This window comes from Leclercia sp. W6 (assembly GCF_003336345.1).
In the GTDB taxonomy this organism is placed as follows: domain Bacteria; phylum Pseudomonadota; class Gammaproteobacteria; order Enterobacterales; family Enterobacteriaceae; genus Enterobacter.
In genome coordinates this window covers 1,015,119-1,030,198 of sequence record NZ_CP031104.1, presented here as the reverse complement: position 1 = coordinate 1,030,198, position 15,080 = coordinate 1,015,119, and the positions used below count along the sequence as shown (strand labels likewise).

At 49.8% G+C, this 15,080-nt stretch carries 8 protein-coding genes and 1 pseudogene; all 9 read right to left on the bottom strand.

Annotated elements, in window-relative coordinates; all coding sequences use genetic code 11:
- Window positions 1–20 precede the first annotated feature (20 nt).
- The 9 genes and pseudogenes from tssA to DVA43_RS05035 all read right to left on the bottom strand — a co-directional run bounded on the left by tssA (window position 21) and on the right by DVA43_RS05035 (window position 15,063).
- Entirely contained in the window at window positions 21–1,598 is a 1,578-nt protein-coding gene (gene tssA / locus DVA43_RS05075; protein ID WP_114314770.1) for a type VI secretion system protein TssA, read from the bottom strand.
- A complete protein-coding gene (locus DVA43_RS05070; RefSeq protein ID WP_371414028.1) occupies window positions 1,598–4,978 on the bottom strand; it encodes an ImcF-related family protein in 3,381 nt (1,126 codons plus the stop codon). Before DVA43_RS05070 ends, tssA begins: the two co-directional genes overlap by 1 nt.
- Before the next feature lie 57 nt (window positions 4,979–5,035).
- Window positions 5,036–6,217 (bottom strand): hypothetical protein, encoded by a 1,182-nt coding sequence (locus DVA43_RS05065; RefSeq protein ID WP_114314768.1) that lies wholly within the window; start codon window positions 6,215–6,217, stop codon window positions 5,036–5,038.
- A gap of 3 nt (window positions 6,218–6,220) precedes the next feature.
- The gene (locus DVA43_RS05060; protein WP_114314767.1) at window positions 6,221–6,478 is read right to left on the bottom strand and encodes a PAAR domain-containing protein; all 258 of its coding nucleotides are present in this window, start codon (window positions 6,476–6,478) and stop codon (window positions 6,221–6,223) included.
- Window positions 6,479–7,188: 710 nt separating this feature from the next.
- A pseudogene (locus DVA43_RS25040) lies at window positions 7,189–7,755 on the bottom strand (formylglycine-generating enzyme family protein).
- 368 nt (window positions 7,756–8,123) lie between these two features.
- Window positions 8,124–9,101 carry an SUMF1/EgtB/PvdO family nonheme iron enzyme gene (locus DVA43_RS05050; protein ID WP_114314766.1) on the bottom strand — a complete coding sequence of 326 codons (978 nt, stop codon included), beginning with the start codon at window positions 9,099–9,101 and terminating at the stop codon, window positions 8,124–8,126.
- Window positions 9,102–9,298: 197 nt separating this feature from the next.
- On the bottom strand, window positions 9,299–10,276 hold the full coding sequence (locus DVA43_RS05045) for an SUMF1/EgtB/PvdO family nonheme iron enzyme (protein WP_114314765.1): 978 nt from the start codon (window positions 10,274–10,276) through the stop codon (window positions 9,299–9,301).
- A gap of 3 nt (window positions 10,277–10,279) precedes the next feature.
- Window positions 10,280–12,526 carry an ATPase gene (locus DVA43_RS05040; protein WP_114314764.1) on the bottom strand — a complete coding sequence of 749 codons (2,247 nt, stop codon included), beginning with the start codon at window positions 12,524–12,526 and terminating at the stop codon, window positions 10,280–10,282.
- A 14-nt stretch (window positions 12,527–12,540) separates the two neighbouring features.
- Window positions 12,541–15,063: a type VI secretion system Vgr family protein gene (locus tag DVA43_RS05035; RefSeq protein WP_114314763.1), complete on the bottom strand. Its 2,523-nt coding sequence runs from the start codon at window positions 15,061–15,063 to the stop codon at window positions 12,541–12,543.
- Window positions 15,064–15,080 lie beyond the last annotated feature (17 nt).

Genomic DNA, 15,080 nt, shown 5'->3' with positions numbered 1-15,080 from the left:
TTCTCAGTGTTCAAACAAGGTCAGCCACAAAGCACTGCGGCTTTTACCGGGTCAATCACAACCAGCCCGGCCAATAACTGTTCCATTTTCGGATGCAGCCGCATTTTGTCAGTTTCGCTGCGCCCGGCCTTCATGCGCAGCAGTTTTAGTTGGCGAGCTTTAACTTCAAAAATTAGGCCGGGTTCCCATTGAGGGAGCGTAATGCCAGCAGCACTGCCGTCCAGCTCATCCAGCAGGTGCAGTGCCAGTTCATTTTTTCCCGTTTGCTCAGCTATTCGCGCCATCAGCAGGCGCAGCAGCCAGTGGTACCGGATCGATGTGATGCCAGGGCGATTTTGTAACCACGTCAGCGCAACCTCTGTCCCTTCGCTGTCAGCAAGTGCCAATGCTTCCGGCTCCAGTTGCAGAATTTCGTCATTGCCCGCTGCGCCCGAAGAACAAAGAGAATGCTCGACTTCCCAGCCCACCGGGCTCTCCAGCACCTGCTGCTGGATCCAGTTCAGCGTCACTTCATCGGCAAATGGGGTGCCATCGTTGAAAGCCAACGTCTCCAGGCCTTTCAGACGTGCGAGTAGTCCTTTCAGATCGGACTGAATAATGGCCGCCTCATTTTCATAACCAGATTTCATCAGCGCCTGATGCAGATACCACTGCACATCCAGCCAAAGATGGTTAGCACCCCGCGAGAGCAGGCTGTCTGCTTCCTCCATCAATTCGCGCCAGCTTTGTTGCAGGTAAAGTCTTTTTAACAGTGCCCGTTGGTCCGCTTTCGGTGGCTCAATGCGGGTCTTGCCATCTGTCTGGAGCGAGGGTAGCTGGTGCAGTGTGTCGTGACGGAGATTTTTTATCAGCCGGTGGGCAGACAGCCAGCCGTCCGGCTGGTTCCTCAGATAATCGGCTAACACCCGCGCCTGTGCCAGAAGCTCCTGACCTGAAGCAATGCCACCGAGAGACGGTATGCTGGGGTCCTGAGCAGTTGCTTGCCCGATATCGCTAACATTCTGTGGCACCACCGCGTCCGGGCCGCCAGATTTTTGCAGTCGCATTTCCAGCGCGCTATAAAGGGCAGCCGGTAAAACGGTTTCAGCATCCTGCTCAATCATCAACAAGGCACCAGCAATACGCACGGTATCGGCATTGTTGACTTCCGGATACCGTGACAAGCTGTCAAGCATCCTGGAACTGGCAAGCCACTCCAGCGCCCCCTGGCGACTGCGCTCCCGTTGCGGATGCAGTTGCGTATTAAAACGAAGCATTAATCCTGCCATCAGCTCGAGACCATCCGCCAGTCCCGCCTCTCCATCCCGATGCAGGCGTGCCCAGACGTAATACGATGCCACGCGGATATCTTTCGTTACGGTGGTCAAGAGCTTTTCGGCAAGCTGACATACCAGATCTGTATCTGCGCCGGAGAGTTTGTTCACCTCCTCACGCATTTGCTGAAAATCGTCATTGTAACCGGGGTCTTCACCCGTCGGATAATTGGCTGACAACGGTTGCAACCAGTTTTCCCATAACGCCAAACGCAGTTTTGTCCGTGTAGCCACTTCATCTGGATTAATCTGACATACGCTAATCAACGTTTGTACAGTGGCCATCAGTACATCTCCTCTGTGTTGTCACCATCCTTTGCCTGAAGATCAATTGCAGATGCTCTGATGCTGAATATAGTTTTCGGAAGAATAAAATTACGTAACTTCAGCAGCGCCAACGGCCCTTCGCCAGCCTCAGTTCGCAGGGTATAGTTCAAAGGCCTGCCGTCGTGTGCTCGCCAGCTCAGATTCCAACTGCTACCCGATCCGGCATAACGACTTACGGTGGCCTGATCAAGCAGGCGAATCCAACCCCAGACGCCGGACATGTCAGCGTACTGCCGTGTTCCGGCCTGGGTGCTTACCCAGCTGAGGGCCGCTCCTGGAGCCTCTGTATCTGCTGGCCAGTTAATCCGTTTCCAGGTGGGCATCTGGTTCATATAGGTGAGCTTCTGGCTGTCGATCACCAGCGTGGTTTGCATAATGCCATCGGCCGTACCGGGGCGAAGCTCAAACGACAGCCCGGCCTCTCCTCGAGTAAACACCACATCAGAAATGTGGCTCAGGGTATCCACTGCCTGTAAGAATTCAGGATTAAAGGTCAGGCCCTGAGCGTTGATGCTGTCGGGTACCCAGTGACTCCCCTCTTTATGGAGCACGCCATTAAGTCGGGTCTGCAAAAAGCGGGTAATACGCCCGGAATCGGCATTAAGGTATTTCGCCAACAGGGGCAGCGACACCTCGCTACTCGCATCTTTAAACGGATATCGCCCCTCAAAAGCTGTATTCCAGTCATTTACCACCGCACTTTGCCACTGCGAGTTAAGGCTTTCTGCTGCAGGCGTCAGTACCTGTTGCCAGGCTTGCTCCATTGGACGCACAAATACCGTCTGCCCGAAACCGCTCCACTCCTGGCCGAGTCCCGCCGCCACCAGACTGCCATAATCGCGGGTTTCGGTTAAATCAACCGCCTTACCCTGAAACACCGTCTGCGCTAGTGCCTGGGTCATCGCCTGCGGGTCAGCAGCATTGGTCACCTGCTGAAGACGCAGGCGAACCTGGGTAACGCGGGTGAGGAAAGTCTGTAGATTCAGGTTACTGGTTTGCGTTCCACCATCCCGGCTAACCATCAATGCCAGCACGGGGCCGAAAGTTGCATCCAGCGGGCCGTGTATACCCCCGCTCTGATCAATAGCAGGTCGTTTTTCACTACCCAAAAGGTTTTTAGCGGATTTCACAAGTGAATCCGCTATCGCTTCACCGGTCTCGCCGGCGCGTCCCTGAACGTTAAGAGTGTTCATCAGCGCCACCAGTGGAGACTGACGGACATCTGCCATCAGGGTGAGTTGATCAATAGCATCTGACAGGGTGGCTGCTTTTCGAAGCCGCAGGCTGTTGAGAAAATCTAGCCATGCACCGCTATAATCTGCAAAATAGCGTGCCGTCAGTCGCTGTTTCAACGCCTCCGGCGAGACCTGCTGCGGGGTGCGTTGCTGGCTATCACTCAGCACCCAGTCCATTTCTTCCCGGCGCTCCTTCACCACCTTATCGATGGCGGCCTGTACCGTTTCGTCCCAGGCCTGCCGAGTGAACATCCCCGGTACCACCTCATCGGTGGTGAACAGACGCTCAGCGTCTGTGTCACCGGTCATGTCCGCCAGACGCATATCGGCATACTGGTTCGCCACCTGCGCGAGCATCTTCTGGTAGAGCGTGGACTCGCTGTTGCGCCTCCCCATCTGGCCTATTAACAGAGTGCGAGCCTGGCTCACTAGCATATCGTCGGCATGCAAACGCCACTGAGGATGTGACGCAAGGCTGGCACCGTAAAATTCCAGCAACGATGGCCCACTGCCCTGCCAGATACTGCTGGTTGAGCCTGCAGGCTGCGGCCAGTTACGCATCAGCGTGGCGGAGAACCACGCGGCGTCCATTTTTTCCGGACGTGCGAGCATCAGGTACAGCTTTAACTGATCGTAAGCGGATTTTGCCAGCCTTTCACGCAGGGGGCTTTCTGGCGGGAGTTGCACGAATGCATACAGCTCCTGGCGAAGATGCTTTGCAGCCGCATCGCGCAATAGCGGCTGCGCCACTTCCCCGTAGCGCGGATAAAGTGCTGACAGCAGGGCATTGTTCTGGCTTAGGCCGCCACGGGTGTACCAGGGTACGCCGTGCCGTGAGCGGTATTCCAGCCGGGCAAGAGTTTTCTGCAGTTCAGTCAGGGCCTGCAAACGTGCTACCTGTGGCTGCTTTTCTGCCGACGCCTTCTGCAGTTGCTCATGCGCAGTTGCCACCAGACTGCGGTTGGCAATAAACGAGACAGCCATCGACGCCCCCCAAAGGACGAGCAGAACAGCAGCGGTGAGGGCACATGCCTTTGTCCAGGAAAACCCCGTTTTCTGCGCCTTTAGTCCGGCGGGTAAAGAAAGAACAGAATCCTGAATGATATCCCAGCGGTTATCACGTCCCCAGTGATGTTTCACGCTGCGTTCACCGCCGAGAGTCGCCGGGCTGAAGACCACGCCGGCCAGCGGTAGCGGACGGTACGGATTAACCAGCACTGATAACGGCTCCGCTACCGTTTCCGGTTTACGGGTAAGCTGGTCGGCCAGGCTGAGCAGGAAATGATATTGTGGGTCAGTGCATGCCTGCTGTATCCCCTGCCCGGTCAGGTGCGGTATCAATACGGCCAGTTGTCCGGCGAGCGTCTGCGGAGAGCATTTTGCGGGCAACAGGCAGCCCACTGGCTGAGTGATGCGTCCCGGCTGGTCACCGGAACAGGAGTGCAGCGACCAGACATACAGGGGCAGTTTCCAGCCCAGGACTACATAGCGGCGGCTCAGGGCATGGGATAGTAAATCCATGGTGTCCAGTGAGAGTGCGGGTCTCGCGCTGCCCTCTATATCTGGCAGTCTGTCCAGACCTGACGTCACCCAAACCATACCGTCCGCGGGGCGACGGCGCAGTTTACTTAGAGCAATCAGCCAGTCGGAATCCAGATGGGTCGCCGGATCGCCACCCCACAGCAACAGTGTGCCCTGATCTTCCTGCCAGAGTTCCTGAGTGAGTTTTGGGGTGAGCCGCTCAACATCAGCCACGCTTCCGGTAACGAGCAAAATACGAATTTTACGTGGCCAAGAGCGACCGTAAATATGACGAAGATACAGACGAATACTCTTGAGCTCCTCATTGTATTTGTCCACGTGAGCAGACAATAACTCGTCCCGATGAGGTCTTTTGCCTGACAATTTCCGGAGTTGCTGGATAAAGCTCTGTAAGATGAACCACTGCCACAGCCGGGCAAATACATCGTCAAAGAACAGAATAAATAAACAAGCACCAGCTACAGCCAGCGATAAAGCCAGTTTTTCCTCTGTAGTAATAAGATGAACGAGAGGGTTTTCAATCCAGATAAGAAAGCCACCGACGACCACAATCAGCAGGATAATTAACCATGAACTGAGGCGCTTTTTCTTTTTCACATCGCTTTCCTTTGCGTAAGATTAAGCGGGACGGACAATCACCATTTGTGTGGTTTTATCGTCAGCTATCAGCCATTGAGCCAACCCTGAAACAGTAGCGTGCTCACAAGCGCAAATTAACATGATGTTGCCTACAGCCGTCCCCGGTTTGCCAAAAACATCATCCAAAATCATTTCTCCTTTCTTTCCTTTCAAATAGCCCTGCTTATCCATTGATTGAAGAAGGTTAACCAGCACATCGCCTTTTACCCGCGAGCGCCAGAAATACCAGGGTGAATCGGGGGTCATCTTTCCCCAGCAAGCCACATCGGTAACAGATTCGTCAGTTCTCTCAACAACAACCGGACGATGTATCCAAATTTGCGGCTTTGTGTGCTGCCGCTCCAGCCATGAGGGAGATGCCAGCAACAGGGCAGATACTGATTCCGCTTGTTGATTGCGGGGCTGGAGAAACAAATTGATCTCAATGGAAAGAACAAGCGATGCATCTTTCCTGTCAAGCCATTCATCTATCCATATCACTCCATCGTTATGCTTAACAATATTGACTCCATGTACAGTAACTGATGCCGGAAATATCTTTTGCCAGATATCGAGAATATGTTCATTGTCCAGCGTGCCATCATGAAGAAGGCGGACAGAAAGATTACCGGTAAACTGAAGCAACTCAGTATTCAGTTGGCTGACAACATGTTTAAGTACCGACTCAAGCCGTGACTGATATCCTGTTTCACTGAATATTGTTAATGGAGGAGAAAGTGAGGCCGTAGTCAGCACAGACTGGTGGGTCAGAGAATACTGTGTCTGAAGGGCTGTCCCACCTCGTAAAAGCGCTACAACAAGTTTGTTACTGGCAATCGGTGTAACATAGCTCATCCCCAGTACGCCAACAGCTCGTTGACCCAGAATAATTTGCTCGTCATACTGGTTCTGATGTAAATGATTCCACCAAAGTATGCGATCGCGTTTGTTCTCATAGTGCCGCAACCGGATAATGTAACCTGCCAGCCCAAAAGCGAAAGGGGTCACCAGCGTACAGTACCAGAACCAGGCAGAATGCGTGGATAGCCCCCTGGGCCAGAGATAAAGCGCCAGTGTTGCCCCCGCAACCACACATAATGCAATTACGATTAACCAGCGCGACTTATCCGGAGGAAGAGGTAGCTGCTTCATCTTCGGGTTTTGTTTAAGATCAACTGGCATAAATTAGCGCTTTCCGGCATTGGGTAACGAAGAAATCAACGTACAACCACAGCCACAACGATGACCATGCAGAGCAACTGGCTTTCCATTAATCTTTGAGCCTTCATCACCCTCTATAATATAAGTCTCGCCATGTACGGGACAGAATACTTTATCCATTAGGCAAGCTACTTCCAGCCCCATAAATCTCACACCGGAACTACCTTCAAGTACGGTGCCACCATGGGTAGTTTTATCATAAATACGAATAACACTGTGCATAATCCCTCCTTATGCCAGAAAATACATCGTCCCGAATAAGACTATCAATATAAGAATCGACCAAGCCAAATTGAAACAATACTACCAGCAAAGCTTTTTTCGATCCCCCAACCGGATTTATTAATCACCTCAAAAACAGGGTTTTTCTATTTGCGGTACTAAATTCATCAGAGTGATGTTCTCCAATCGTACCATCCGTTTTTATTCCCCATGATTTTCCGAAACTAAACTCCTTGCGCCTTCCCCATTGCGCTTGTTTCTTGAAACCAACTCACCTGTACTTATCCCCGTTTGGATTGTCGGGTATTGACTCAGATCGCAGATCGCGCAACTGATTAATAAACCAGAAAAACCACTGTTCAATAAAATAATTTTTAATGATCTGTCCCTGACACCGGAACTCGCTCAAGAACGGTTCCGCTAGGGGAGTTTTGTCATTAATACGAATGCATAAAAATCTACCTGCAAAATTAATGCTCGACTGGTTCAGAAAGGTTGACCACACATCGTGCGGTCATATTTTCAGGAAAGTCTCCATCTGTCACTTTAGGTGAACGGAAAGTACGCCCAACTGTTGAACCAACTATCCCATTGTAGGTGTCTGAAGACCTCGCCACTTTCTGATATCCCTTTCCTTTGTATTCGAAGTTAGGTTTTTCAGGCCCCAGGGGATCCTTTGTGGGTGAGTTTTTATAATAATCAGGATCATACTAGTCGCTGACCCATTCGAAGCCGTTTCCAGCCATGTCGTAGATACCAAGAGGGTTGGGCGGAAAAGCATCACCCGGTATGCTGGAGTAAGACCTTAGGTGGGTTCCACTTTTTAAAGCATATTGTTCCCTGTCAAATTCAGTACCAAGATTGATGCCCCTGTTTTTCCCGCCGCTGTGAAATTCAATGTCTGCTTTGCCCGTATTTATGGGTAAAACCATAAATTGTCCGCGGCTTCGGGCGGCATACTCCCACTGCGCTTAAGTTGGCAAAGAGAAAGGCAGGCCCGTCATTTTCCCCAGCCAGGCGCAGTAATCTGCCGCCTCATACCAGTCAATTTGAGCTGGTGTTTGAGGCGTCGAATTAAAATCAGACCACATCCTTTTATAAACTTTGGTGACTGCTCTCTTCGTTAAATAATTATAAAGAATATAAAAATCAAAATCACTATTACTTATTTTGAACTTGCTCATTGAATAACTGGTCAGTTCCACCGTATGCAGTGGTTTGCTGTCCGGATAAGGGTCAATCTGACCGCCATATAGCTTCTCGCCAAAGTCCCCCATTTCAAAATCACCGCCTTCGACAAAAACGAGGTTTGTTTTTATATCTTCAATAAAGTTATTTAGTTCTGCCTGGCTCACCTTTTTATCATTTTCCGGTGATTCCGGTTTATCACAGCCAGTTAACAACAACACAGATGTTATTATGACAAGTAATTTATTCACAGATGTCACTCTTCAGGCCAGTGCCAGATGATCAGAGAGTGGGCCAAATTCCCCCATCCGGGGATATAACGGGTTAGTGCCCTGCGCCAGTTTATAATCGTAGGTATTGTTTATTGCCAGAGCGTAGCCCCACGCAACCTGATCACGAATGCGGGACTTAATGATGTCCAGCTCATCATCACGGTTCAGGCCTTCCTGTAAAAAAACTAGTTATTGACGGAAACGGGAGAGTTGACCACACAACGTGCTGTTTGACTGGGTGGAATATTGTCTTCCGGAACACGAGGAGAACGAAAGGTTCGTCCCACTGTAGAACCTGTTATTCCGTTATAGCTGTTTGAAGATCTCATGACTTTCTGATATCCCTTTCCGTCATATTCGAATTCAGGTTTTTCAGGTCCCTGAGGATCCTTTGTGGGTGAGTTTTTATAATAATCAGGATCATACCAGTCGCTGACCCATTCGAAGCCGTTTCCGGCCATATCGTAGATACCAAGGGGGTTGGGCGGAAAAGCATCACCCGGTACATTTGATAATTCTTCAAGATGCGTATTATTCTTTCTTGCGAATAATTTTCGATCGTAACTGGTACTTATGTTTATTCCACGCTCTTTTCCTCCGCTGTGAAATTCAATGTCTGCTTTGCCCGTATTGGTGGGTAAAACTATAAATTGTCCGCGGCTTCGGGCGGCGTACTCCCACTGCGCTTCAGTTGGCAGGGAGAAAGGCAGGCCTGTCATTTTCCCCAACCAGGCGCAGTAATCTGCCGCCTCATACCAGTCAATCCTGGCGGGTGTTTCGGGCGTACTGTTATACTCTGTCCAATCATCCTTCAATGCAGGGCGCACTTCTCTTACTGAGTGGTGATGATAATCCAGAAACAGATGATAATCCCGGTTACTGATTTTGAACTTGCTCATTGAGTAACTGGTCAGTTCCACCCTGTGCAAGGGTTTGCTGTCCGGATAAGGGTCAATCTGACCGCCATATAGCTTCTCGCCAAAGTCCCCCATTTCAAAATCACCGCCTTCGACAAAAACCAGGTTTGTTTTTATATTTTTAATAAAGTTATTTAGTTCTGCCTGGCTCACCTTTTTATCATTTTTCGATGATTCCGGTTTATCACAAGCAGTTAACAACAACATTGACGTTATTATGACAAGTAATTTATTCACAGATATCATTCCTCAGACCAGAGCCTGATTATCAGAGAGCGGGCCAAATTCACCCATCCGGGGATATAACGGGTTAGTACCCTGCGCCAGTTTATAATCATAGGTATTGTTCATTGCCAGAGCGTAGCCCCACGCAACCTGATCACGAATGCGGGACTTAATGATGTCCAGCTCATCATCACGGTTCAGGCCTTCCTGTAAAAAAACTAGTTATTGACGGAAACGGGAGAGTTGACTACACAACGTGCTGTTTGACTGGGTGGAATACTGTCTTCCGGAACACGAGGAGAACGAAAGGTTCGTCCTACTGTAGAACCTGTTATTCCATTATAGCTGTTTGAAGATCTCATGACTTTTTGATATCCCTTTCCGTCATATTCGAATTCAGGTTTTTCAGGTCCCTGAGGATCCTTTGTGGGTGAGTTTTTATAATAATCAGGATCATACCAGTCGCTGCCCCATTCGAAGCCGTTTCCGGTCATATCGTAGATACCAAGGGGGTTGGGCGGAAAAGCATCACCCGGTACATTTGATAATTCTTCAAGATGCGTATTATTCTTTCTTGCGAATAATTTTCGATCGTAACTGGTGCTTATGTTTATTCCACGATCTTTTCCTCCGCTGTGAAATTCAATGTCTGCTTTGCCCGTATTGGTGGGTAAAACCATAAATTGTCCGCGGCTTCGGGCGGCGTACTCCCACTGCGCTTCGGTTGGCAGGGAGAAAGGCAGGCCTGTCATTTTCCCCAACCAGGCGCAGTAATCTGCCGCCTCATACCAGTCAATCCTGGCGGGTGTTTCGGGCGTACTGTTATATTCTGCCCATTTATCTTTTAATGCATCACGAACGTCTCTTACAGGCCGGTGATGGTAATCCAGAAACAGGTGATAATCCCGGTTGCTGATTTTGAATTTGCTCATTGAGTAGCTGGTCAGCTCCACCCTGTGCAGGGGTTTGCTGTCCGGATAAGGGTCAATCTGACCGCCATATAGCTTCTCGCCAAAGTCCCCCATTTCAAAATCACCACCTTCGACAAAAACGAGGTTTGCTTTTATATCTTTAATAAAATCATTTAATTCTGCCTGGCTAACGCCTTTATCATCTTTCGATGATTCCGGTTTATCACAAGCAGTTAACAACAACACAGATGTTATTATGACAAGTAATTTATTCACAGATATCATTCCTCAGACCAGTGCCTGATTATCAGAGAGTGGGCCAAATTCACCCATCCGGGGATATAACGGGTTAGTGCCCTGCGCCAGTTTATAATCGTAGGTATTGTTCATTGCCAGAGCGTAGCCCCACGCAACCTGATCACGAATGCGGGACTTAATGATGTCCAGCTCATCATCACGGTTCAGGCCTTCCTGTAAAAAGGTCCGAAGCTCAGATTCCTGCCAGGCTACCAGTGCGTCCTCACTCATCGGATGCGACAACGCCAGATCCGTTCCATCCTTCGAACAGTGGGTCATCACTTTTGTCCATTCACGTCTGGTCTGGATACTTGACAGAATATTGATAATGGCTTTCTTGCGGTCGTGATAAATATCCGGAATAAAACCATCGCCACGATTGTTAATATCAACATGATCCCAGAATCCATGACGGGTAAGCAAATACAACAAATTCCCCTTGGCTTCGGGAGTAAAATTCAATAGCTTTTCAGGATTGGTGTTTAATTCTTTTGCAAGTTGGTTTCGCTTTGAAGATGCATTGAGTCCATCAGTAATGCTTTTCTGGAAATCATAAAAAGTATCACTAATTTTGTCAGTTACTGTATCTATTTTATCAAGCAACTGTACAACCTTATCCTTCATATCAGAAAGCAGCATGACACATATTTGGCTATACGCTTTAAATGCATCCTCGACAATCAATTCAAAGAAATGATAATCCAGTCCATATAGCTGATAGGCCAGCCAGGCACCGAAATCTGCCAGCTTTTCGTAACCCACCTCGCATAAAAAAGCCCCTTTGGCTCCAAGACCACAACACAAGCTGGCTGCGATTTTAAAGCAAAACTTACCGTTCAAGAATGTACAATAAAAGGTTGCCCCTCCCCCCAGGCCAGCCATACCGGTAATGCTGGAGCCTATGTTACAAAAATCAACGTATTCAGCGGCAGCTTTTGCCCACTCTCCCATTTTTCCCTGGTACGCTGTCGCGGCAACAGGCTTTAACCACTGAACACCGCCCTTCAGACCAGCTTCTACTTTCGCACCGCCAAATAGCTCGGCGCTGCTGGTTACACCTTCATCGCCTTCCTTCATCTTCTTGTGGAATGTCTTGCCGGAAATACGACGCTCATTAAAACGAGGAAGGGTATTTTCGGGATCGCGTTTTCCCATCAGAATCTGTTTCGCACCAATTGTGGTGACCTGTAACTGGCTTTCTATCTGGGCAGAGGCACCAACAAATCCAATCAGTTCGGTTTCTAAATACAGGCGAAGCATGCCCATATTCAGAATATCAGCGTTTTCAGGTGTGTACGCCAGCGGCCAACCCACGCGGTCAGGAAGGTAATAGGTTGCACTGGCAGAGCCTTGTGCAATAGCAAGAACAGCGGAAGCTTCTCCTTTTATAGATAACTTTCCATCTTTAGCATCCCATTCTCCACTGGCACCAGCATTGGCAGTAAAGCGCATGAATTGTGCACCGGCAGAAACATCAACATGATTACCAATTTCTTTCCCGTCAACAATCAGGCTGTTATTCCAGCAATCCGCCCAGTCTGTCAGCGTTTTATCGATTTCTCCGATATCTTCTTTATCCAGGCTGAATAACTCAATACTGGTATCAGGTTTCGGAAATTCTGCTTTCGTGAGCTGTTCTTTTAGCTTTTGGGTATCAATACCTTTCCGGTTACCGTTTTTGTCATAAATAAAAATGCTTTCAGCAGCAGAGGCTTTGTCTTTTGCCTTGAGTGAGACAGTATGTTTCTTTCCGGCTCCCAACTGGTCGTAGTATCCCTTTTTTACGTACACATATTTACTACCGGGGCCGGAGCGCCGCCCGTGCTTCTTCTTTGTAATAACCGGTATCAGTTCGACAACGGTCTCATAGCCTGCCGGAGTGAAGTCTCCCAGTTTGTCCCGCAACGCAGCTTTTTTCTCATCCAGAATTTTTTGCTGCGTTGTAGCACTGTCCTCAAGCTCAAATTCCGCAGCGTTTTCGGAAGGGGTACTGAATGCATTGCCATAATTTTCAATAGCTGAAGAGTAGGCCTTACCAGCCTCATGCACATCATTAACTGCTGTCAGTAACTCACCCCAGTGGCGATCAAAATCATCACAGGCCTCTTCAGCAAGGATTATCAGTTCTTCAGTATCCGGTCTGAAATAAACAGTGGCAGAAGCGTGGTACACATCCACAGCATTACCATTTTTCTTGCTCAGTGTATTTTGTGCTACAGGTTCACTTTGTACGTTCATTTTTGTCAGTCCCTTTACTCAAAAAATAAATTAATTGAGTCTGGATCGAGGCCATAATGAGATTGTGTTATGCCATTTTCATCCGTCACTCCCCGGATAAGTTTTCCGTCCGCAGTTTCGATACGGTAAGGCACATAAGGCTTAGGCTGTTTAGTGGATGTATCCAGAATCCTGAATCCCCCATTCATCGGATTATGAAATTCAGGATCGCTAACCGATACTGGAGAAAGTGCCTGTTCTAATGAAGCACTGCCTCCCCATAAAATATTTGCACTTTTTAGATCTATTTTCCCTGGTGCACCAATTTCCACCGAGCCATCTTTGATTTTGATATATGCCCCACCTTTACTGGTCAGCGTAATACCCTGAGCAGCATTCAGTATAATTTCACTACTGACACTATTAATGTTCATTGTCTTATTAGATTGAAGACGCAGAGCACCGGTCTGTGCCTGAATGTCCACCGTACCTTTGGCGGCAAATAACTTCATTCCCATTTTCTGGGCAAACAAACTGATAGCTTCACCTGCCGCAACTGTAAACTTCTTAATTATACTTATATCCGCATTTCCACCCGCTGTCGCGGTCAGAGTATGGCCTGCGGAAAGCTGAATAGTTTTCGGTGTAACCAGACCAATACCCGCCGGAGCGGAAGCCAGTAGCCCCGCATCTTTTAACTGTGCAAGCATATTGCCAAGCTGCTGTTGAGAAGCTGTATCGGCTTCCAGCGCACCTGATACACTCGCACTCTGCGCTAGCGCTGTCACCAGTTGCAACGCACCTTGTAACTGAGCGATCGCCGCGTTCATATCCAACATCTGTCCCTGTGCTTTCGGCTGAGCATCGGCACCGAGAAAGATCCCTTTCCCCCCTCTTATTGTGACCCAGTCATCGGTGCGCAGCTCAGCGCCTTCTCCTCGTAATCCCCTCGACGCATCCACATTATGCCCCAGGTTCAGCTGAGTCTTGCCGCCGTAATCTGTGCTGAGCTTGATATGCTCCTCGCCGCGCTTGTCCTCCATCCGCAACTTGTTATTCGTCGGCGTGCGGATCACATTGCGCGTGCTGTTCTTCTCGGTTACGTGGTCAACATGCCGCGAGTCGTGTAGCGCATGGGCGATATACGGCCTGTCAGGGTCGCCCTCATGGAACGCGATCGCCACCTCCGTTCCCTGGATCAGTGGAAAGTGGAAGCCGTACACGTCGCCACCGTAAGGTTTGGCGAGACGCACCGGCATGCTCTCCTGCCCCTGCGCCTTACCGTCCCGGTCAGCATCGAATTTCACCCGGTACAGGCCGGAGGCATCCTGCCAGGCATAGATATCATTGGCTTTAGCGCTGGTGACGCGCGCCGTCATGGTGCCCGTCACCTTGGGGCGCGGCAGCAGCGGCGGACGCCAGCACACCGTTTCGCTGTATGGCACGCCAAAAATATCTACCTGAAGAGCGCTCTTGCGGCTGGCGGTAAAATGCGTGCTGATGAGCAACACCGGTTCCTGTAATAGAGCTGGCAGGGTTGGAGGCAAATTGTCGGTAATGGTCAGAACCTGAGCGGGAGCCAGCCACGCCGCAGTGCTGTGGCCTGTAATTTGCGACTGGTCTGCCAGAAAACGTTCATGATCGAGGCGGGCATAAAAGTTGGCAGTCTCCGCCTGCGGGTCGATTTTTTCTCCGCGCTCCAGATGGCGCAGCTTATAGTGATACACCTCACCATAGGTGTTGCCTTCGCCATCCCCCCGGGTCATATCAGCCGGAGCAGACTGCAGTACGCTCTGCGCGTCACGGTGGTTGTAATCCCGGGCGGTGACGTTTGCTTCCACCACATTGTGCGTGACGTTAAGCCCCCATATGGAATCAGGCCCGCTGTCACTCATCCCGGACGGACTGTTCACCGGCAGGGTTTTGCCAAACATCAGCGACCGCTGCGCATCGGCAAAATGCACCACTTCGCTCTGTGCGTCTTCCTGCAAAGTGAAGAAATAAAAAATTCCCACCTCAGCCAGCAGACGCTGGATGAAAGCCAGATCGCTCTCCTGGTACTGGTTTATCTGCTCACGCTTCGGGTAGTTTTGTTTAAGATTAAATTCATATTCCCAGCCGTGCAGACCGTGCTCCTGCAGTATCAGCTCCACCACGTCCGGCACTGATTTATTGACAAAGAAACGGTGAGAGCGGAACTGCCTGTCCAGCAAGGATATAAAAGGTTTCAGGGTGATGCGGTACAGCGTCTGGTCGGCAGAGCCGGATATCCGCCTGAAATCAGTGACAATCCCGTGTACCTTTTTCTGCTCAGGCAACGCCTCCGGCAGTCCGGCCCCCATCGTCAGGGTTGCGGGTTTGCGTAAGAACTCGCTGGCGTCAAGCTGCCTGTTGGTGCTGGTAAATATGATGTCATAGGCGTATATCCGGCTCATCCCTTCCATACCACTGAACTCTTCAACATCCAGCGGCCAGGTACAGGAGGGAATATCAAGGCGATAACGGTTCAGGGTTCCCGGCGTCGCAAGAGCGTTTTGCAGAGAGTCTTTTAAAGTCATTATTTTCATTCCATGAA